Below are 21,015 nucleotides of genomic sequence, written 5' to 3'. Positions count from 1 at the left end.
GCCTCAAAGCGGCGCATATTGTACCCGCGATTGCCTTGAAATCCCATAGCCCTGGAGGCGAATTCGCCGCATTTGACCGGGGAAGCGTGTACACTTCCCCCAACACCGCGCCCGGACAGCGAGAGACCCATGGCCACCAATGCAACCGTGATCAAGGCACGCCTTGAGATAGCCGACATGAACCGGCACTACTACCAGAGTCATGCCCTGACCCTGGCCCGGCACCCGTCGGAAAACGACCAGCGCCTGATGGTGCGGCTGCTGGCCTTTGCCCTCAATGCCTCCGATGACCTGACCTTTTCGAGCAGTCTGAGCTCAGAGGACGAGGAGCCGGAGCTGTCCCGCCGGAACCTGGTGGGCGACATCGAACTGTGGGTGGCCTTTGGCACTCCGGATGAGAAGTGGCTTCGTAAAGCCTGCAATCGCGCCCGACAGGTGCAGGTGTTCGCCTACGGCGAGAACAGCGTCCGGGTCTGGTGGCAGCAACAGGAGCGGGCCCTGGCACGCTATCGCAACCTCAGTGTCAGGGCCCTGCCAGATGAGGCGCTGCAGCAGCTCGCCGGCATGGTGGAGCGCGGCATGGTTCTGCAGTTCAACATCAGTGAACAGGATGTCTGGGTGTCCAGCGACAAAGACAGCGTCGGGGTGCACCTTGAGTGGCTCAAGGAGATTGACTAAGAGCCCATCGCGTCGAGTTGTCCGCGCGCGTAATGCTCCAGCGCGACCAGGACCCGCTCCTGCTCTGCACTCACGCCTTCGGCGCGCAGCGCCCCAAGTCTCGCCTGTAACTGGTCCCAGGTCAGCCCGGCACCCGCGGCCGGATCAGTCAGCCGCCGATAGCAGAAGTCGCGCCACTGTCGACGTTCCTCGTCGGTGAGGCTGTCCGGAAAATGTCGCCCCCGGTAGCGGAACAGCAGCTCCGGCAGGCGCTGGTCATGAAAATCAAACACATTGGCCGCGAGCGCCTCGGGCTGAGCACGGCGCAGCTCGGTCATCAGCTTTTTGTCATGGTCATCAAAAAAGCCGTCGTATAGCTGCTGATCGGGATCGGTGCGCGGCTCGAAGCCCGGCGCCCGATAGATGCTCTGCAACTTGGCCCGAAGCTGTTGCTGCTCACTGAGGGTCAGGTCGGCCAGTTGCCGCCAATGGACTTCCGCCTGAGCCTTGTCGATACCCAGGCGCCGAGCGGTGCGCTCATCCAGGGTGTTGGCCGGGGCGATCATCGGGGTCTTGTTCAGGTGCACTTCCTTGAGCGCTGGCCGCCGGGTGCCTTCCGGCAGATCCTCGGAGCGGGTAAACAGGCGCTCGCGCAGAGAGTCTTCCGAGGCCGACAACAGGTCCTCGGGCGATTCCGACAGATCAAATACCAGCACGCTGTTTTTGTTCGCCGGGTGCAGCGCCAACGGAAGCACCAGCGCCGCGTTACCGCGCTCGGCCGGATACATGCCGGAAATGTGCAACAGCGGGCGATGACCATCAATATCTATAAACCCGGCGGCGAACCGTTTGTCCCGCAGGCGATAGGCGTGCTCGTACAGTTTTGGCTGCCGATCCCGCACCAGGCGGGCCATGGCAATGGTGGCGTACACATCCGAGAGCGCATCGTGCGCGGCGGCGTGATCCAGGCCGTTGGCCTCGGTCAGTTTTTCCAGCTTGAAGCAGGGTTTACCGTTGTCGTAATCCGGCCACTCAATCCCCTCGGGCCGCAGTGCCCGGGTCATGCGCACCACATCAATCAGGTCCCAGCGCGAATTACCATTGCGCCACTCGCGCTCATAAGGGTCGTAGAAATTGCGGTACAGGGTATAGCGGGTGACCTCATCATCAAAACGGATCGAGTTATACCCCACGCCACAGGTGCCAGGCTGGCCCAGCTCCGCCATGATGGTGGCAATAAACTCGGGCTCGGGGACACCTTTCTCCAGCGCCATTTGCGGAGTAATACCGGTGACCAGGCAGGCTTCCGGTTTGGGGAGACAGTCGACCACCGGCCGACAGTAGAGCATCAACGGATCACCGATGATGTTCAGGTTCTCATCGGTGCGCACGCCGGCAAACTGGCTGGGACGATCCTGGGCGGGCACCTCACCCCAGGTTTCATAATCGTGCCAATACAGGGTTTTGGACTCACTCACTGCCGGGCTCCTCACACCAGAATGTGTCGCCACTTTACCACCCGGCTCCGTTCAGGCCTACCGGCTGCTATAATCCGCCGAACGACCGTAAAGGAGGCTGCATGCCCGAACTCGACGATCTTTTTCAGAACAACCGTGCCTGGGCAGACCAGATCAAGTCGGAAGACCCGCAGTTTTTTGCCACCCTGTCCAAGCAACAGGCACCGGAATATCTCTGGATCGGCTGCGCGGACAGCCGGGTGCCGGCCAACGAAATCGTCGGTTTGATGCCGGGGGAGCTGTTCGTCCATCGCAATGTTGCCAACCTGGTCATTCAGACCGATCTGAACTGTCTTTCGGTCATGCAGTTCGCCGTCGAGTACCTGAAAGTCAAACACATTATGGTCACCGGTCATTACGGCTGCGGTGGGGTCAAAGCAGCACTGGCCAACCAGCAGTACGGATTGCTGGATTACTGGGTGCGCAATATTCGCGAGGTGTATCTGAAACATCAGGACGCGATGGATGAAATTGCCGACGATACCCAACGTCTGGACCGGATGTGCGAGCTGAATGTCATGGAGCAGGTAGCCAACGTCACCCACACCAATATCGTGCAGAATGCCTGGAAACGCGGTCAGGAACTGACCGTTCACGGCTGGATTTACAGTATTGAGGACGGCATTCTGCGCAACCTGATGAAGCCGATCACCGGCATCGAACAGGTGGACGAACGCTACCGGATGATCTGACCCGTGCCCTACTCGGGCGTCAGCCAGCGCGCGGCGAATCGCTGACTGTCCAGGGGGCGGTCGTAAAGAAAACCCTGAGCCCGATCGCACCCAAGCCGAGTCAGGGCGTCTGCCTGGGCCCGGGTCTCCACCCCTTCTGCCACTGTCATCATACCCAGACTGTGTGCCATGGCGACGATCGTGGTCACGATGGTGTAATCACTCTGATTTTCAAGCATATCGCACACAAACGACATGTCGATCTTGAGGGTGTCCGCCGCAAATCGGCGCAAGTAACTCAACGACGAGTAGCCGGTACCGAAATCATCAATCGACAAGGCGAAGCCGGCCTGGCGCAAACGCTCGGTGATTTCTACCGCGAGCTCGGGGTCACGCATAAACCCGCTTTCGGTCAACTCCAGCCCGATCGCCTCGGGGGGCACCGGCGCCGCCATCGTTTTGATCTCTTCAGCCAAAGACAGGTCGGTAAACTGAAGCGCCGAGATATTCACCGACAACCGCCCCGGAAAACGCAAACCCTGCGCCTGCCAGGCGGCCCATTGGCGACTCGCCGAACTGAGCACCCACTGCCCGAGATCGTGTATCAGGCCGCGCTCCTCCGCCAGCGGAATAAACTCCGAGGGGTTTACCCACCCCCAGTGCTCATCCTTCCAACGACAGAGCACTTCCGCGCCCACCAGAGCACCGGTCACCAGGTCGACCTGGGGCTGATAATGCAGGGTCAACCGGTCGTCCACCAGGGCCCGGGCGAAGCGCTCCGCCAGCGCCCGGCGCCGATTGAGCGCCTCGGCGATCGAGACATCGAAGATGCAGGCATTGCCGCCACTGCGCTTGGCCTCATGCATGGCCACACTGGCACACTGGAACAGGTCCGCCGCGGTCATTGCATCCACCGGGTAGCAGGCGGCTCCAATATTGACGTCGAGCGAGAACTCCCGCCCCGCCGCGTAGACCGGGCGGGCCAGGCACTGATGACAGCGCTCTATCACTGCCGGTAAACCGTCGGCACCCAAATTGGGTACCAGCAGAGCAAACTCGTCACCGGACAGGCGCGCCAGAAACTCATCAACCCGGCAGGCCTGCTCCAGTCGACGGGCCACCGCGGCCAGCAGTTGATCGCCGGTATCGTGGCCCAGGACATCATTGATTTCCTTGAACCGTTTCAGGTCGAGAAAAACCAGACTGAGGGATTCCCCGGAGTGTTCGGCGTGCTGCAGGGCGCTGCCGAGGCGCTCCATGAAATGAATGCGGTTGGGCAGCGCGGTGGTGCTATCAACATAAGCCAACTGATAGATACGCCGATCATTGGTCTGGCGCTCCAACTCCCCGGCCGCCCCGACCGCCAGAATTCGAAGCACGGACGTCGCCAGGCTCAGATCCGGGGTGGCGTGACTATAAATCACCATCAGGGAGCCGATCGGCTCACCGCTGGCACTGTCCAGGCGCCGCCCCACATAGCTGCGGGCCAGAACGGGCTCCCCGCCGTTCGGATGGGGAATACTGATTGGCGGATCGAATTCGCCGACACTCTCGCCTTTGGACAGCACTTCCGCACAATGAGAACCTTCCAGCCGGTAGTGAACATTTTCCACCGGCTGACCGGCCACCACCCGCGCTAGTGTCTCCATCTCATCGTCACCCTGAAGGGTGGCGACAAACCCCACATCGGCATCCAGCGCGCGAGTCAGATGCAGCACCAGTTGCTGAAAGAAGTCCGCGCCAAGACGACTGGTAATCGCCGTCGCCGTCTGCACAACCGCCTCCTGAACCCGTTCGGATTCGTGCTGCTCGGTAATATCGGAGATAAACCCCTCCAGCAACACCTCGCCGCGATCCGGGCTGAATACCCCCTGCCCTTGCTCCCAGACCCAGCGGACATCGCCCTGCGCATTGATCAGTCGGTAGATCACCCGGTAGGGTTTGCCTGCGGTAACGCTGCTCTGAACCTCGGTATCCACCCTGGCCCGGTCGGCCCGATGAATCAGCTGGGCAAACGCGATCTGGCGGCTCTCGATCAACGCTTCGGGCGGATAACCGGTCAGCTCGCGCGCGCCCTGGCTGACAAACTCCATGGTCCAATCGGCATCGTTACGGCAACGGTAGGCCATTCCGGGGAGATGGTTCATCAGAGTGTGCAGCCGCCGCTCGCTTTCCAACAGCGACTCCTCGGCGCGGCGCCGGCCCAGTTCGGCGCCGGCCTGAGCGGCGGCGATACGCAGCACCTCCTCGGCCACACCGGGCAACACCATGGGCGCATCGCTCAGCAGGGCGATCAGCCCCATTGCCGAGCCATCCTGGGAGGTCATGGGAAACCCGAAATAGCCTTCCACCCGCATTGCCTGCAGCATTTCATCATCGGGAAAGCGGGTGCATACACTCGCGGGGTAAAGGCAGGCGCTGGCGCCCACCACGGTGTTACAGGGACTGCCTGCCAAAGGGTAGGAAAAGTTATCGACGGGCTGCCCCTGGGACCATACAGCCAGAGTCCGTGCTTGGGCGAGATCGGGAAACACTTCGGCAACCAGCGCGTGGTCGACGCCCAGCAGCTCGGTCAGACGCTGACAAAGGTTCAGAAAAAAATCGGGCGAGTCGTTGAGTGCCAGACTGTCAGCCAACTGCCGAAATACTTCTTCTGCCGAAACGTCTGACTTCACTCAACCCCCTGGATACATCGCTGGTAGTGACGGGGATATTAGCGAAATACGCCAACTTAGCAAGCGACAAGTGCTCTGAGGGCCAGTCACAGAGCGGCCCAGGTTGACTTTCGCGCCAAAGCTGCCTTATGTTCGCATGGACCACTAGCACTCATAATTCCAATAACCGGAGACCCAGTCCCATGCATACCCGGCAGATTCTATTCGGTCTGGCCCTGAGCACAGCGCTCAGCGGCTGCGGCAATTCCTCAGACACCCCGGCACCCTCCCAGAGCGGCTTCGCCCTCAACGACCAGGGTTACTTCGAGCAACAGGGCGTCGGCCTTATGGTGTTCCAGGACACCTCGCCCGAGAGCCGGCAGAGCGGACTGATTTTGGTCAGTCACGACAACCGCCTGGCATCCAATGGCGACCTGCGCCTGGAGCTGACCCCGGGGCAATGGTCCCCGGTGCCCCGCCTGCTGAGTCGCACGGTGGACCGGGAAAAAGGCGAAATCGTGGCGACGCTGAAGTACCCCGACGAGCGCCAGCATCGCACCGGGTTCAATCCGCTCGACTACCCGGACCTGGAGTTGGAGTACGACCTGCGGGTTCGCGCCGAGGGGGACGACCTTCTGGTTCAGGTTGATCTCAAGTCGCCGCTTCCCGAGGAGTGGGCCGGAAAGGTGGGCTTTCAGTTGGAGCTCTACCCCGCCGACCTGTTTGGCAAGAGCTGGATCATGGACGACGCCACGGGCATTTTCCCGCGCCAACCCTACGGGGTGACCGTTCCGGACGACTCGACGCCCACACCGAAAATTGTCTCCGACGGTGAGCGGGCCGGCCTGGCCCCACTGGCGCACCACCGCGCCCAGCCCGCCCCCCTGGCGAGCGGCCAAACGCTGACCGTAGCGCCGGAGTCCGACCCGATGCGCCTGCAGATTGAGAGCCTCAAGGGTGAGCTGCAACTGCTCGATGGCCGGGTCCAGCACCAGAACGGTTGGTTCACGCTGCGCAGCCCGATCGAGGCGGGAGCCACCACCAATGCCGTGTCCTGGCGAATCACCCCCAACGTGGTGGATGGCTGGGCGCGCGAGCCGGTCATCCAACACTCCATGGTGGGTTATCACCCCGAGCAGAATAAAGTGGCGGTGATTGAAACCGATCCGGACGCGCCGCTGGGTGACCCCGTGCGGTTGCTGAAACTGGACGCCAGTGGCGCTCAGGAAGTCATCTCTCAGGCCCCCACCCTGTGGGGCGACTTCCTGCGCTACCGCTACTACCAGTTCGACTTTTCCTCGGTACAGGAGGAGGGGCTGTAGCAGCTGGCGCTCGGCGACACCCGCAGCCACCCGTTCCGCATCGCCCGCAATGTCTATGACCAGAATGTCTGGCAGCCCACCCTGGAGTACTTCCTGCCGGTGCAGATGGGCCATATGCGGGTCAAGGAAAAGTACAAGCTCTGGCATGACGACAGCCACCGGGACGATGCCCTGATGGCGCCAACGGACATCAACCACTTTGACGGCTATGTCCAGGGCAGCAGCACGCTGACGGACTTTGCCCCCGGCGAGCATGTCCCGGGGCTGACCCGCGGCGGCTGGTATGACGCGGGGGATGAAGATTTCCGCATCGAGTCCCAATCCGGCGAGGTCTTTATTCTCAGTGCCGCCTACGACGAGTTTGGTATTCAGCACGACAACACACTGATTGATCAGGAACTGCGCCTGACCGAACTACGCGAGCCCGACGGACGGCCCGACATCCTGCAACAGATCGAGCACGGCCTGCTGACCGTCGTGGGCGGTTACGAAGTACTCGGACGGCTGTACCGGGGCATTATCGTGCCCACCCTTACTCAATACGTCATGGGCGGCGACTTCTCCGGTCAGACCGACAACCTGATCTACGACAAGACGCTGGGCCGGCAGGAGCGCACCGCTACCCATTCGGGGCTACCCGATGATCGGTGGGTCTTCACCGAGGAAAACCCCGCCCGGGAGTTCGATGCCATCGCCAACATTGCCGCCAGTGTCGGCCCCATGCGCGGCTATGACGATGACCTGGCCGAGCGTACTCTGGCGGCGGCCGAAGCTTTGTGGCGGGTTGAGCGGGCCGTGGAGAGCACCACTGAGCGCAACGAGCAGATCCGAGCCGCCGTCGAGTTGTTCCGCACCACGGGGAAAGCCGAGTACCGCTCGTTCCTGCTGAATCAGCGCGATCATATTCTGGATCAGTTCCGCCAGATCGGCTGGGCCGTGGCCCGGGTGGTTCACGAGCTGGACGACCCGGCCCTGACCGACGCCATGCGCAACGCCGCCGCCGAGTACGATCGGGAGCTGCAACAGAAAATGAACGCCACGCCCTACGGACTGGATTTTGAAATGCAGCTGTGGGGCCGGGGCTGGACATTGCAGCACGAAGGCGTTGCCCAGTACTTTTTACACAAGGCTTTCCCCGAGGCGTTCGGTAAGGAGTATCTGCTGAACATTCTGCACTACGTGCTGGGCACCAACCCCGGGGCCAATGCCCAGTCCTACGCCACCGGGGTGGGCGCCAAGTCCAAGCGCGCCGCCTACGGTCTGAACCGCATGGATTACAGCTATATTCCTGGCGGTGTGATTGTGGGGACGGCCCTGATTCAGCCGGACTTTCCCGAGTTGAAGGAGTTTCCCTACCTCTGGCAACAATCGGAGTATGTACTGGGTGGCGGAGCCAGCAACTTCATGTTCCTCGCGCTGGCCGCCGACCGGCTGCTCAACGCTGAGACGACCGACTGACCGGGCCCTGCGTCTCAAGCCGACCACTGGACGCCGCGCTTGCGCGGCGTTTTCCGTATCGGCCCGCAGCGTCGATCAGGACGACGGCACCAGCTCTTCCAGAGACAACCACAGGCGTGGGTCACTCAGCGGCGTCTGCTCAGTCAACGCGCGGTTCTCCAGGTAGAAAACCTTACGCTGGGCAATCCCCGCCCGATTGATAACCGACTGCACCATGGGACTGCTTCGAAACAGTTGATCAAAACTGCCATCTTCAACGGCGCGCATCAAACCCCGTTCAAGCGCCTGGGCCAACTCGGGGTGCTCGGGGGTAACAAACAGGTAAAACGGCATGGGGTAGACCAGCATAATGTGCGCGTCGATGCTCAGCTCGAGTTCCGGCCGGTTGCTCACCTCACTCCACGGCTCGTGCACTCCACGAGGGAATAGCTGAAAGCGTTTGGCGTGCACCATTTTTATCAGCCGATCAAAGCTTTCCTCGCGCACATCGAACCCATTGTCTTTCAGAATCCGGGAATCCGGCCAGCCCACTCCCTGCCCGTAACTGAAGGCTCGCAACTGCTCGAGGCTTTCCACCGCTTTCAGCTGTTCGATATGCTCAGGGTGAGTGATGAATATCCGGTGCCCGATCAGTCCCTTGTAAAGTGGAATACGCACCGGCAGCAAGGTTTCTTCCAGCTCACGGGAGGTCGCCGACCACATGATGTCGATGCGCCCTTCCCGGGTATCCCGCTGTTGCCGGGCGGCGGTCAGGTTGCCAGGGTGGATTTCCAGGGTATAGGCATAGCCGGCTTTGTCCAGGGCCAGGCGGATCATGGTTTCGGTATAATGGGCGTTGTGATCGCCCCGGGAAACCATATGCAGCACCTCCCGAGCCTGCAACGGTGCCACCAGGCCCGCCCACAGCGCCAGGACTCCGATTACAGGAACCATAACTCGCCACATAGCCGACCTCCAAAGGTCTCCATGATGAAACAGACCGGCCTCAGGGACCGGCAACCTGGCACATATTACAACATGAAGGCCGTGCCGTGCACCACCAGGGTGCAAGGCAGGACTGAGGGAGTCAGCGCGAAGGGTATTTCAGATCATCGGCCCTCCGGGAGTGAGGCAACGCCCCGTTAAGAGGACCCGCTAAGAGCATCCTCTAAGATGAATAGACCCGATCTGTCTTGGCCGCCATGATGAAGTCATTGCGGTGCAGACCACCGATCTTGTGGGTCCACCAGTCAACGGTCACCTTACCCCACTCGGTCAACAGCGCCGGGTGGTGATCGGCCTCTTCCGCCAGGTCACCGACGCGCTGGGTAAACGCCAGGGCCTCGGCAAAGTTCTTGAATTTGAACATTCGCCTGAGGCGTTTTTCGCCATCCACTTCAAGCGACTCCCACTCTGGCGCCTCAGGTTGTAACTCCGCAATCTGCGCGTCGGATAACCGGGGGGCATCGGCCCGGCAGGCCTCACAGGTCTGGTTGGCTAACGTGCTCATAGCGCCTCCTTAAAGGTCAGAAATGCGTGGGCGGTGGCCACCACCTGTCAAGACAGTAGCGCACCGCCGGCGGGACCGTCAAACACCCTCCCTGACCAGGACCGGACGCAGTCCCGCCCGCCCCATCACTCAATCACAAAGCGGTGGGGCTCATTGTTGTTATTGCCCTCGCCGCGAGTCGCAGTGCTGACGGTAAAGTAGTAGGTCAGCGTCGTTCCGGGGGGTTGATCGGGGATACGGACCTCGTAATGGCCATCGTCCACAGCGGTCATCTCATTCCAGCCCGGCGTAAAGCACCAGGCCCAATTCAACGCTTCCTCGGTCGTGAAGGTAATGATCACATCGCCGCCTTCATACCGGGCACTTGTGGTGTACTCGACAGGCGCCCCGTTGGGCAGGACCGCTTCGTCCGAGTAGGCCACCGACGACGAGCTGGAGGACGATGAGGGGCTGCTCGATGATGAGACATCCGACGCACTGCTTGACGAGCTGCTGGATGAAGCAGCGCCCGGCTCGTAGCTGGCCAACGCCCAGACATTGTCCGTCGGCCCGGGATAAAACACCTGGCCACTGTCGGGCGTATAGGTGTAGAACCGGGCCTCCACCTGATCACCGATCGAATAGGCGCCGTCGCGAATCGCTGAATAAGTGAAAGTGCCATCACCGTTATCCGCTACGCCGCCAGCCTGGGCGTGCAGATCGATCACCACATAATCCTGAAGACCGTTACGGCGGGTAAACAGATGAACCTGATTTTTCTCTTCATCCAGGCGCAGGCTGAACCGCACCGCTCCGTCGCTCAGGGAGGTAATCTGGATCTCGCCAGTCTCGGGCATTGGTGGCGTCGAGCTACTGGCGTCGGAGGAACTGGCCGAGGACGACGTGCTGCTCGACGAGCTTTGGGAGTGACTGGACGAGGAGCTGCTCTGAGAGTGGCTACTAGACGAACTGGAATCACTGGATGAGCTGTCAGAACTGGAAGACGACTGGCTGCTACCAGAACCCCCGGAGCCCGGAGTGGCATACTGCGCTTCGGACCAGGCACCGTCACCAAAGTGATTGGTCGCTCTGATCTGAATGTAGTATTCGGTTCCGTTTTGCAGGTTGGTCAAGGCGTAATCGGTCGCATCGCCCGCCGCCATGATCGCCGTGTGCGGCTGCCCCACTTCACCGTAAGCCACCTGATATTCAGTCGCGCCATCGACCGGTGAAAAATTCACCCGCAACGCCGAGTTCTCAGCGGCAACACGGTTGAGCTCGGGCGCCTCTGGCACATTGGAGTCCGGTATCACGGCCTGCTGCACAACCAATTCACCGGGCCCTACCGGCACCACAGCACCATCATTAAACGTAACGTCCTTGGCATTGCTCAGATCCGCGTTATAGACCACATAGGTTCTGAGATCGCCATCATTGAACACCGCGACGGTGGGATGGTTGGTTGAATACACGCCCCGGTCGATACGGCCATACTGGTCAAACGTTTTGATCCAGGAAAAGGTGTTGGCCAAGGAGTTGCCCACTTCGGTGCGCGCCGCGGGGCCACTGACCGATGACGCCATAAGGCCCTCGTTTGCGTTGAAGTTGGCCAGCGCCCCATCGGGGTCGTACGCGGCCTGAAAGGCATAGAAAATGGCATCCCACTGGACAAACTGGTCCACACTGTTTTCCAGGAACTCGTAATTCGCCTTTACGTTGTCGGGGTATTCCCCAAGATAGAGCGAGCCGGACTGAATCGGCAGCAAGATGATGCCGTGCATGGCCTCGGGGCGGGCACTGAACCAGGTGGCATAATCGGTTTTACCGCCCCAGATGAGTGACGCCATGGGCTTGGTAAAATCCTCGTGCAGGTTTTCTTCATACACGTCGTTCCAGTATTCCTGAATGGCGGTTTTTTCCGTGGTGTACAGATAAATGCCCGCATCCCGCATGGCGGTGTTGCCGGTCAACTCACCCCAGAGAATCATGGCCGTCCAGGCGTTCATCGCCTCGGAGGAGGACTCGTTGTTATTCCCCGCACCGAAGCGCGAGTGCCCGGACGCCCAGGAGTGGCCCGCATAGATATCGAAGTTGCGGAGAAAGGGAAACATCGCCCCCTCCGGCGTCGAGGATTGTCCCGGTCGTTCCCAATTGGCGTAATCCCGAATCAGCAATTCAATCATGCCACCAAACTGCGCCGGCGAAGCCCACTCGGGTTCAACGCGGGCAATCTCGGCCGCCGCTCGCACAAAATAGCCGTAATGAAAATGATGGTCGTTAAGCTGGTCGATGCTGCCAAAGCTGGCATCGATACCCAACATCGTTCCCCAGTGGTCATTGTAATAAAACAGGTTTTTGGCAAACGGCGAGGGTTCCAGATCATCAATCACATCCGCCTTCAACCAGCCTTCCAGACGCCACTTGAGCTCATCGAGAAACTGCTCCCCGGCGTCGGTGTTACCGGACTGTCGAGCCAGCGGCACCAGGGTAGCCAGCTTGCCGAGCCGCTTCCCGGTGTAATAGGTATCGCGGTGGGTGAACGTCTCTCGACGCGCGGATTCAACCAGCCCCGACAGCCGTTCCAGATCAGCCTCACTCTCGAGCCTTGGCAGCTCCGGAATAACCCCCTGGAACCGCGCCCGGGTGGTAAAGCCATCGCCCTCGGCCAGCTTCATATCACCGCGCGGCGTGTAATAGGCGTCCCCGGTAAAGGTCACACCGTCGGCCAATTTGCGCCACTGGTGCGGATACAATCCGAACAACGTGCCAGGCGCCTCGCTTTCGACATGGTTTTCCGTTTCGACCTGATAGGTGGTGACCACGGCGCTTTCATTCTGCCGGTAGTCCCAACTGACCTCCGAGTGCGTCACGTGGTTGTAGGCGTACCGCTCAAACAGTGCCAGGGCGTCTGGATCCGGCAAGGCCGCGACACTGAAGTAACGATCTGTCTGGGGTAAGTTGGCGGTAATGGTGGCCGTGCCCAACCCTTCCCAGGTGGTCCCTTCCGGCGCAAAAGCCGCGTAGTGACGCCCCTCCACGGTGAACCCCAACACCGGTGTGTTCTCCGAGCCCGCCCAGACCTGCGCGACGGCCGCATCGGGGGCGGTACTGTCGGTGGAAAACTCCAGCGTCGGATTCCCGGTTGCGTAGTGGGCAAACACATAGGGTGACCCATGCCCGAAAGTCAGGTCCATGGACGCGCCTGGTGCCTCCATTCGGGTCGTCACAAACCAATCGCTGAAATCGTGAACCTTCGCATTCAGGTTGTCATCGGCGGCACTGTTGCCCAGAACGAAATCCAGGTCTTTGAAGTAGACCGTATCAAACAGCGGGGTGGGCGTACCGTCCACCCACTCTTCCACCGGGTTTGGCATGGCTCCGACGAAGGCATAATCCGCCGTCCAGTAATCACTCTTGTTCGGAGCATAGAGCCGCATCCCATTGCGTTGCGCTTTCAGTGCGAACGGATGGGCATAACTGACGTTGTGGCTACCACGCGTCCCCCAATCCAACCAGGGCTCGTTCACCCCCGCCCACACCAGAGAGCTCCACCAGTCGTTGGTCGGGATCGGTTGCCCCTCAAGGTTGGAGGTAATGTGCTGCGTCTGCTGCACATCCCGGTTGTCCGGGATCGCGGCATCGACTCGACTATCCCATTCGCTGAGATAGCTGCCTGCCCCGACACTGACCGCACTTTCGGTGGGCGTGGTGCTCGGTGGTGGATAGTTCTGCGCGGTAACTGATGTGGCAAAAAACAGAATGCCGAATCCCAAAAGGCGCCTATTCATAGCGGTGACCTCACTCATTGCTGTCATTATTCGGTTTATTGTCCGGCGGCAACGTCATCCCTTGGTTGAAGCTTCAGGGCGTGGCCCTGGCCGCCTGAGGAGGTACTCTGGCAGAATGGTCGCGAGTGTTCGTCCCAGTTTAACGATGGTCAGAAAAGGTGGGGCGTGTCAAAACAGGCAGCGCGCGATGCGCTGAGAAGACAAGGGGTTTCAGGAGATTGTGAGACGCCTCGGGAGCCCGTGCCAACAACCACCGGCCCGCTGGGCAGGCGTTGACACTCCCGCTCGAACATGACACTCCGAAGAGCGGGTTGTGGGTCAGCGCTTGAGCGCTTCCGCCAGGGCATCGCCCACCCGCGAGGCGCCCGACAGCGACCAACCGCCATCGACCGGCAACACCGCGCCGGTAATGAAGTCGGCATCCGCGGAGGCCAAAAACCGGCAGGCCCGATAAATGTCCTCCGCCTGTCCGAGCCGTTTCAGTGGTACCGATGCGGTAACCTGTTCCTGTAGTGCCGGTGAGGGGGCGAGACGCTTCATGCCTTCGGTGTGCGCAATCGGGCCGGGGAGCACCGAATTTACTCGGATTCCTTCCGCCCCCCACTCCTGGGCCAGGGTTCGGGTCAACATATCCACCCCCGCTTTGGCCGCACAGACGTGGGACTGCCCCACCATGGGCAGAACCGCCTGGGGGGCTGAGATCTGAATAACCGATGAGGGACGGCGCAGGTGGGGGTAGACCGCCTGAAGTACATGAAAGCTGCCCAGAAGATCAATCTCCACCACCGAGCGAAAGGCATTGGCCGACATACCCGAGGCCAGCGCCGGGAAGTTGCCCGCCGCACCGGAGACCACCACATCCAGAGGCCCCCACCGGTCGCAGAGCCCGGCCACCCCCTGCTGCAGGGCTTCAGGGGCACGGACATCCGCCGTGAACCCCTCGGCCTCGGCGCCCAGTGCTCGCAGCGCCCCCAGGGTGGCGCGCACCTTGTCCTCGGAACGGCTGACCACGGCGACTCGAGCCCCATCGCGAGCAAAACCCTCGGCGATGCCGCGATTGATCCCACTGGTTCCGCCCACCACCAGGACCGTCGGTGCCTGGCCATTCTGACCGTTCAGTCGCTCAGTCATCGGGTGTCTTCCTCCGGTTTGCACTCTGACCGCCAATTTATGCCTGAATAGTAGCAGCAATAGATGACACACGCCGAGCTGGCCGGTTACAATCCCGCGTTCGCCCAAACCACACATAGTGACTATGAATATTCGCGATTTACTGAACCACAAGGTCCAGCAGGCCATGCTGTCTGCTCATATCCCCTTCCAGCACCCCCCGATGGTCTCTCCGAGCAAAAAGCCCGGCTTTGGTGACTACCAGGCCAATGGCGCGATGGGCGCGGCCAAGGCCATGAAGACCAACCCTCGGGAGCTCGCAGGTGAGATCATGCGCCACCTGGAGCTGGACGGTATTGCGGAGAAGGTCGAGATTGCCGGCCCCGGGTTCATCAATATTCACCTGGCACCGGAGTGGTTGAGCCAGCAGTTGGGCAAGGCGGCCGATAATACCCGCCTGGGCATTGCCCCCGTGGCCGAGCCACAGACGGCGGTGGTGGATTACTCCTCCCCGAACTTGGCCAAGGAAATGCACGTAGGCCACCTGCGCTCCACCATCATTGGGGACGCTCTGGCCCGCCTGTTGAGCTTTCAGGGCCACCAGGTCATCCGCCAGAACCACGTCGGCGACTGGGGCACCCAGTTCGGCATGTTGATCGCCGAACTTGAAGAGCAACTGGCGGAGAATCGCGAGGCCACCATGGCCCTGAGCGACCTGGAAGTGTTCTACCAGCAGGCCAAACGGCACTTCGACGAAGACCCGGCGTTCGCCGACAAGGCCCGGGACTATGTGGTCAAGCTGCAATCCGGGAATAGCGATGTGCTGGCGCTGTGGGAGCAGTTCCGCTCGGTCTCCCTGGATCACAGCCAGGAGATCTACGAAAAGCTGAACGTCACCCTCCGCCCGGAGGATGTGCGCGGCGAGAGTTTCTACAACGACGATCTGGCCCCGCTGGTGGCTGAACTGGAAGAGAAAGGCCTCGCGGTGGAGGATCAGGGCGCCAAAGTGGTGTTCCTGGAGGAGCTGGCGGATAAAGACGGCAACCCCTCACCGGTGATCATTCAGAAACAGGGCGGTGGCTATCTCTACGCCACCACCGACCTGGCGGCCCTGCGCTTTCGCGCTGGCGAGCTCGGCGCCAACCGCTTGATGTACTTTATCGATGCCCGTCAGTCCCTGCATATGCAGCAGGTGTTCACCGTCGCCCGCAAAGCCGGTTTCGTCGGCGAGAACGTCAGCCTGGAGCATCACGCCTTCGGCACCATGATGGGCTCGGACGGCAAACCGTTCAAAACCCGCAGCGGGGGCACCGTCAAACTCGCCGAATTGCTGGATGAGGCCGCCGAACGGGCCGCCGCACTGGTTCGGGAGAAAAACAGCGAATTGAGCCCGGAGGCCATGACCGAGATCGGCCGCAAAGTGGGCATTGGTGCGGTCAAGTATGCGGACCTGAGTAAAACCCGCACCAACGATTACGTCTTCAACTGGGACGCGATGCTCAGCTTTGACGGCAACACCGCCCCTTACCTGCAATACGCCTATACCCGAGTGCGCAGCATTTTCCGGCGCGCGGGCGTCCAACCGGACAGTCTGTCCGAGGCGATTCAACTGGTGGAAGCCGAGGAGCGGGCGCTGGCCATCAAGCTGCTGCAGTTCAGCGAGGCGTTGGATCAGGTGGCGCGGGATGCCATGCCGCACCTGCTGTGCACCTACCTGTACGACCTCGCCAGCCTGTATATGCGCTTCTACGAAGCCTGTCCGGTGCAGAAAGACGGGGTTCCCGCCGAGTTGCGCGCCAGCCGCCTGCGCCTGTGTGATCTGGTGTCACGCACGCTGGCTCAGGGGCTGGAGCTGCTGGGTATTGAGGTTATGGAGCAGATGTAACCAGGATATCGATCCGCTCCAACACCGCAATCACCGCCTCGCCGCTCTCCGGGCGGGGCCGGAAATACTCTTCCGCCATGGGCGAGACCGAACAGCTCTCCGGCAGCCCCATCCGGTGCTCCACCAGCCGATACAGCCTGGGAATGAACACGAACTGCAGCCACTGGTACAGCTCCAGCGTATCCACCGCAAACGGCTGGGTGCTGGCCAGGGCTTCGGGGTTTGGCGGCGTCTCATCCCACAGGGCGAGCGCGCGCAACTCGCGCTCAAGCTCAAACAGGGTTTCGGCCAACTCTCTGTGAATATCGGTCATGCAATCACTCGCTTGAAAGGCGGTAATGAATTGAGCAGCGCCTTGCCATAGCGCTTGGTGACCACGCGCCGGTCCAGCAGCGTAATCGTGCCGCTGTCGCTCTCATTGCGCAGCAGGCGCCCACAGGCCTGAATCAGGCGCAGCGAGGCGTCCGGGACGGTGATCTCCATAAAGGCATTGCCGCCCCGGGCCTCCACCCATTCGGCCAGCGCCGCTTCGATGGGATCATCCGGCACGGAAAAGGGCAGTTTGGCAATCACCACGTGCCGGCAGTAATCGCCCGGCAGGTCCACCCCCTCGGCAAAGCTCGCCAGACCAAACAGTACACTGCCCTGCCCCGCGTCAATCCGCTCCCGGTGGGTATCGAGCATGGCCTGCTTGGACTTGTCACCCTGAACCAGAATGCGCTCGCGCCACTCATCAGGCAACTGGTCGTACACATCGAGCATCTGTCGACGGGAGGAAAACAGGACCAGACTGCCCTCACCCGGGTTGAGCAGATCGGGTAGCCCCGTGACCAGGGATTCGGTGTGCCGTAGGGCGTCACCCGCTTCCACCGCCCAGGCCGGCACTTCCAGGCTCGCCTGGGAGAAATCAAACGGGCTGGGCATCTGAGCGTACTGGCTATCCTTGGGGGTACCGGCGCGCATCTGGAACCGGTCAAAGCGCCCCAGAGCCGCCAGTGTCGCCGAGGTGACCACCGCGCCGCAGCAGCGGTACCACAGGCTTTTTGCCAGGGTGCCCGCGGCCAGAATGGGACTGGAACAGACCTCAATATCAATGCCGGCTCCCGCATCCACGGGGGTCAACCAGCGCGCCCGCGGCACCTCGTCTTTGTCGTCCGGAGTGGCGTAGCTGAACCAGAGCTCCCGGTTGGCCTCTGCCCGGGCCTGCCAGGCCCCGAGCGCCGGATAGTGCTGTTCGAGGTCCACTTTGGGCACCGGGCAGTGGGCATCCTCCATGGCTTCACTGACTTCCGCGACCATTTTATCGAGCAGGTCCGACAGCCGGTCAAAGCCCCGGTGCAGCTCGACCGAGGGCAACACCAGCGACTCCGGCAACTGCCCCCCGGGGAATCGATAGTGACTCTGTCGGTCGTCCAGGGCCACTTCCTGCGCCAGCGCGTCCAGGGCTGGATGCAGTTGCTCCAGCCGCTGCTTGCAGTCCATCAGGGCCGCCGGCAATTGTTCGGCAAAACGGTCGACATTGCCCGCGCCACTGATGTGGCCCAGCATGGTTCCCAGCGCCTTGTTGCACTGATCCAGCCAGCGCACGGTGCTGACCACACGGCTGTGATGGGCAAAGTGATTCAGCGCCTTGGTGGGCAATTGGTGGCCTTCGTCAAACACGTAAATGCTGTCTTCGGGGCTGGGCAGAATGGCCCCGCCGCCGAGCGCCAGATCGGCCAGTACCAGATCGTGATTGGTGACGATACAGTCGGCGGTGTGCAGCGCCTCCCGGGCCCGGAAAAAACTGCACACCGACACGTTCGAGCAGCGACGGCCGGTACACTGGCGGTGGTCGGTGGTCACCCGTTGCCAATCCTCCTGCTCGATACCGTCGGGCCAGCTGTCGCGCTCGCCGTCCCAGCGGTTTTGCGCCAGGGCATCGACCATGGAGTCATAGATTTTGACCGCCCGCTCATCCACGGCGGGCAGCTCGTCTTCATACAGCGGACGGGTCGGGTCCAGGCCTTCGTGGATGGTGCTGAGGAGATTATCGAGCTTGCTCAGGCACACATAGCGCCCGCGCCCCTTGGCCAGGGTGAAGCTGAACGACAGCTCACTGTGACGCTTGAGCTCCGGCAGGTCTTTGTTCACGACCTGCTCCTGTAGCGCCACCGTTGCGGTAGACACCACGAGTTTTTTGCCCAGCGCCTTGGCGATGATCAATGCCGGCAACAGGTAGCCCACCGTCTTTCCGGTGCCGGTGCCGGCTTCGATCACACAGACATGCCCCCGGCTTTCGCGCTCGCCCTCGTCATTCAGCTCAATACCACCGAGGGTGCGGGCAATTTCGGCGATCATCAGTTTCTGACCGTAGCGCGCGTTCAGCTCCCGGTTCTGGAGGAACTGGCGGTAGGCCGTCTGAATCTGTTGTTTGACCGCGTCGGTGAGCATACTCAGCGCCGGTCGAGCTTGGCCGCGACCGGATTGGCGTACATGTCCAGCACCAGCGCGCGGTGATCCGCCGGGATGTTGGCCAGGTGCAACTCAAACCGCTGACGCACTTCTCCCAGGTCCTCCGGGGTGAAGGTTTTGGGCGGATACCCGTGCGCCATGTCCGGCAGGTCGCCATTCAGGCGCTCCCAGGCCAGACAGTTGGTCGCATGGAGCACGTAGTTGTCCAGAATCTGCCGGTCGATTTCCGCCACCACCGCGTCGGTATCCTCGTAGTCTCCGTCGAGCACATCCCCAAAGGCGACATGCACATGCCCTTTCTGGCCGGCAATGCCCATGGCAATGCTTTTCACGTCTTCGTGCTCGGCCTTCTGGTAACCACCACTGGTGCGCTGCTGATGCAGCTCACGGGCCTTGGCCGCATCACAGGGATCCCACTCGTAGGAGATGGAGACCGGGACGATTTTCAGTTCGCGAACGTATTCGGCAAAGGGCTGGCTCTTGGGTCGACTTAGGCTGAACATGCCCACGACCGCCGAGTTGGTCTTGTCCTTGCCGTCTTTGGCCCGCCCCTCGCGCTGGGCGATCCAGATATTGGCGTGATCTTCGGCAATTGAGTGATGAATGTAGGCGGACAGTTTCTTCGCAGCCTTGAGCTTCTCCCGCGGTGCGCGCGCCGAGCGGTTCACAATGAAACTCTTGTTGAGCCGCATCAGATCCGACACGTAGTCCTTGGTGAGCAGGTTGTCACCAATGGCGATGCGCAGGGTATTGAAGCCGCCGTGGTACAGGGTCCAATTCACAAACGCCGGGTCCATGGCGATGTCCCGATGATTGCTGACGAACAGATAGGCGCCGTTCGGGTCCAGCCGGTCCAGCCCCGAGGTGGTGAGCTCGGTGGTGGTATCGGCAATCATCCGCTGCATGTAGCCCTTGACCACCTCCTGAAAGCCCAGAACGGTGTCCACACCGCGCATCTGCCGGCGCATGGCTTTCTGCACCAACGGGCGCAACAACCAGCCCAGGGGACCGGCAGCCCGAGGGAACTTGAGACGCGCTACGGCGTCTGCCAATTCAGGGTTGGTCAGCAATCGCTCCAGGGTGGGGCGAACTTCATGATCATCATAGGGACGAATATCGTCGAACTCGGTCATCACAGGCAGTCTGTAGGAGTCAGGTTGAATCAGGGCCGGAACGGCTACGGGGAAAATGGTCGCACAACATACCGAAAACCCCGCGAAAAAGCCAGTTCCGGGCCGTGATCCAGGTCGAAATTTCCGCCGAAGGCGATCGACCCTGAAGCCGTAAACCCGTAAACTTATTCCCGGGACAGAGGATCATAAAAGTCCATTCAACAATAACAAGTGAGATAATCGTCAGCTCATGAAGATTTTGCTGGTCGAAGACAGCGCCACCTTGCGCCACGCCATGTCCCAGTACATCAGCGAGGCGGGCCACACGCCACTCATTGCCCGCAGCGGAGAAGAGGCGCTGCAGTTGCTGGAAGACACCCCCGTCGACCTGATCATTATGGACGTGGAAATGCCAGGGCTGAATGGCTTTGAAACCACGCGCCTGATCCGGGAGTGGCTCGGCGGACACTGGGTGCCGATCATCTTCGTGACCGGGAAGAACGAGGACGAAAGCTATCGCGAAGGGATCGAGGCCGGTGGCGACGACTATCTGATCAAACCGGTCAGCCCCGTGATCATCAAGGCCAAAATCCGGGCCATGGCCCGGATTGCCGAGATGCGCGACCAGCTCAACCAGTTGAATGCGGAGTTGGAAGCCCTCAGCCAACTCGACAGTCTTACCCAGATTCTCAATCGCCGCACGTTCAACGATCAGGCCAACCAACACTGGCGGCTCGCGGTTCGCCATCAGACACCCACCAGTGTGCTGATGATCGATGTCGACCACTTCAAGCCCTACAACGATCACTACGGCCACCCGGCGGGCGACCGCTGTCTCAAGCAGATCACGCAAGCGATAAAAGGTTGTCTGCAGCGCCCCTCCGATTTGCTGGGCCGCTACGGGGGTGAGGAATTCATC

15 protein-coding genes are annotated in these 21,015 nt (G+C 61.1%); 6 read left to right on the top strand and 9 right to left on the bottom strand.

The genetic code is table 11. The features are described 5' to 3' along the window. Nucleotides 1–129 precede the first annotated feature (129 nt). Nucleotides 130–678 carry a YaeQ family protein gene (locus N645_RS0100090; RefSeq protein WP_024459472.1) on the top strand — a complete coding sequence of 183 codons (549 nt, stop codon included), beginning with the start codon at nt 130–132 and terminating at the stop codon, nt 676–678. Here N645_RS0100090 and sbcB read toward each other — a convergent pair. Continuing rightward, nucleotides 675–2,135, bottom strand: a complete 1,461-nt coding sequence (gene sbcB, locus N645_RS0100085; protein ID WP_024459471.1) for an exodeoxyribonuclease I — start codon at nt 2,133–2,135, stop codon at nt 675–677. The genes N645_RS0100090 and sbcB overlap by 4 nt on opposite strands. Nucleotides 2,136–2,236: 101 nt before the next feature. Here sbcB and can point away from each other — a divergent pair, with 101 nt between their 5' ends. Continuing rightward, nucleotides 2,237–2,866, top strand: coding sequence for a carbonate dehydratase (gene can / locus N645_RS0100080; protein WP_024459470.1), 630 nt, complete (start codon nt 2,237–2,239; stop codon nt 2,864–2,866). 8 nt (nt 2,867–2,874) lie between these two features. Here can and N645_RS0100075 read toward each other — a convergent pair whose 3' ends face one another. Continuing rightward, nucleotides 2,875–5,520, bottom strand: coding sequence for a bifunctional diguanylate cyclase/phosphodiesterase (locus N645_RS0100075; RefSeq protein WP_024459469.1), 2,646 nt, complete (start codon nt 5,518–5,520; stop codon nt 2,875–2,877). A gap of 182 nt (nt 5,521–5,702) precedes the next feature. Between N645_RS0100075 and N645_RS17300 the strand changes: the two genes are divergently transcribed. After that, nucleotides 5,703–6,821, top strand: a complete 1,119-nt coding sequence (locus N645_RS17300; protein ID WP_051174191.1) for a hypothetical protein — start codon at nt 5,703–5,705, stop codon at nt 6,819–6,821. A 3-nt stretch (nt 6,822–6,824) separates the two neighbouring features. Continuing rightward, a complete protein-coding gene (locus N645_RS17295; RefSeq protein WP_369755111.1) occupies nt 6,825–8,279 on the top strand; it encodes a glycoside hydrolase family 9 protein in 1,455 nt (484 codons plus the stop codon). 75 nt (nt 8,280–8,354) lie between these two features. Here the strand turns inward: N645_RS17295 and N645_RS0100065 are convergent, their stop codons facing one another. The 4 genes from N645_RS0100065 to N645_RS0100050 all read right to left on the bottom strand — a co-directional run bounded on the left by N645_RS0100065 (nt 8,355) and on the right by N645_RS0100050 (nt 14,666). Beyond that, on the bottom strand, nt 8,355–9,224 hold the full coding sequence (locus tag N645_RS0100065; protein ID WP_036159658.1) for a hypothetical protein: 870 nt from the start codon (nt 9,222–9,224) through the stop codon (nt 8,355–8,357). Between the two features lie 202 nt (nt 9,225–9,426). After that, nucleotides 9,427–9,768: a 4a-hydroxytetrahydrobiopterin dehydratase gene (locus tag N645_RS0100060; RefSeq protein ID WP_024459467.1), complete on the bottom strand. Its 342-nt coding sequence runs from the start codon at nt 9,766–9,768 to the stop codon at nt 9,427–9,429. A gap of 125 nt (nt 9,769–9,893) precedes the next feature. Further along, nucleotides 9,894–13,535 (bottom strand): glycosyl hydrolase, encoded by a 3,642-nt coding sequence (locus tag N645_RS16385; protein WP_193744931.1) that lies wholly within the window; start codon nt 13,533–13,535, stop codon nt 9,894–9,896. A gap of 318 nt (nt 13,536–13,853) precedes the next feature. Beyond that, on the bottom strand, nt 13,854–14,666 hold the full coding sequence (locus N645_RS0100050; RefSeq protein WP_024459465.1) for an SDR family oxidoreductase: 813 nt from the start codon (nt 14,664–14,666) through the stop codon (nt 13,854–13,856). 124 nt (nt 14,667–14,790) lie between these two features. Here N645_RS0100050 and argS point away from each other — a divergent pair, with 124 nt between their 5' ends. After that, entirely contained in the window at nt 14,791–16,530 is a 1,740-nt protein-coding gene (gene argS / locus N645_RS0100045) for an arginine--tRNA ligase (protein WP_024459464.1), read from the top strand. Here argS and N645_RS0100040 read toward each other — a convergent pair. The 3 genes from N645_RS0100040 to N645_RS0100030 are packed head-to-tail and all read right to left on the bottom strand — an operon-like array spanning nt 16,514 to nt 20,117. Further along, on the bottom strand, nt 16,514–16,843 hold the full coding sequence (locus N645_RS0100040; protein WP_024459463.1) for a YqcC family protein: 330 nt from the start codon (nt 16,841–16,843) through the stop codon (nt 16,514–16,516). The genes argS and N645_RS0100040 overlap by 17 nt on opposite strands. Next, entirely contained in the window at nt 16,840–18,963 is a 2,124-nt protein-coding gene (dinG, locus tag N645_RS0100035; protein WP_024459462.1) for an ATP-dependent DNA helicase DinG, read from the bottom strand. The genes N645_RS0100040 and dinG overlap by 4 nt, the downstream gene beginning before the upstream one ends. A 2-nt stretch (nt 18,964–18,965) precedes the next feature. Next, the gene (locus N645_RS0100030) at nt 18,966–20,117 is read right to left on the bottom strand and encodes a 1-acyl-sn-glycerol-3-phosphate acyltransferase (protein ID WP_024459461.1); all 1,152 of its coding nucleotides are present in this window, start codon (nt 20,115–20,117) and stop codon (nt 18,966–18,968) included. 229 nt (nt 20,118–20,346) lie between these two features. Here N645_RS0100030 and N645_RS0100025 point away from each other — a divergent pair. Beyond that, nucleotides 20,347–21,015 (top strand): diguanylate cyclase domain-containing protein (locus tag N645_RS0100025; RefSeq protein WP_024459460.1); only part of this gene is annotated, 669 nt, incomplete at its 3' end.

Origin of the sequence: Marinimicrobium sp. LS-A18 (genome assembly GCF_000463525.1) — a bacterium.
In the GTDB taxonomy this organism is placed as follows: Bacteria; Pseudomonadota; Gammaproteobacteria; order Pseudomonadales; family Cellvibrionaceae; genus Marinimicrobium; species Marinimicrobium koreense.
Note: the sequence above shows the minus strand (reverse complement) of the source record. Positions and strands in the feature narration are given on the sequence as shown.

Bases quoted from the DNA above. Each gene is read 5' to 3' on its own strand.
- N645_RS0100040 (WP_024459463.1), bottom strand. From the start codon at position 16,843: ATGACCGATATTCACAGAGAGTTGGCCGAAACCCTGTTTGAGCTTGAG.
- N645_RS0100060 (WP_024459467.1), bottom strand. From the start codon at position 9,768: ATGAGCACGTTAGCCAACCAGACCTGTGAGGCCTGCCGGGCCGATGCC.
- can (WP_024459470.1), top strand. From the start codon at position 2,237: ATGCCCGAACTCGACGATCTTTTTCAGAACAACCGTGCCTGGGCAGAC.
- N645_RS0100065 (WP_036159658.1), bottom strand. From the start codon at position 9,224: ATGTGGCGAGTTATGGTTCCTGTAATCGGAGTCCTGGCGCTGTGGGCG.
- argS (WP_024459464.1), top strand. From the start codon at position 14,791: ATGAATATTCGCGATTTACTGAACCACAAGGTCCAGCAGGCCATGCTG.
- N645_RS17300 (WP_051174191.1), top strand. From the start codon at position 5,703: ATGCATACCCGGCAGATTCTATTCGGTCTGGCCCTGAGCACAGCGCTC.
- dinG (WP_024459462.1), bottom strand. From the start codon at position 18,963: ATGCTCACCGACGCGGTCAAACAACAGATTCAGACGGCCTACCGCCAG.
- N645_RS0100050 (WP_024459465.1), bottom strand. From the start codon at position 14,666: ATGACTGAGCGACTGAACGGTCAGAATGGCCAGGCACCGACGGTCCTG.
- N645_RS0100030 (WP_024459461.1), bottom strand. From the start codon at position 20,117: ATGACCGAGTTCGACGATATTCGTCCCTATGATGATCATGAAGTTCGC.
- N645_RS16385 (WP_193744931.1), bottom strand. From the start codon at position 13,535: ATGAATAGGCGCCTTTTGGGATTCGGCATTCTGTTTTTTGCCACATCA.
- N645_RS0100090 (WP_024459472.1), top strand. From the start codon at position 130: ATGGCCACCAATGCAACCGTGATCAAGGCACGCCTTGAGATAGCCGAC.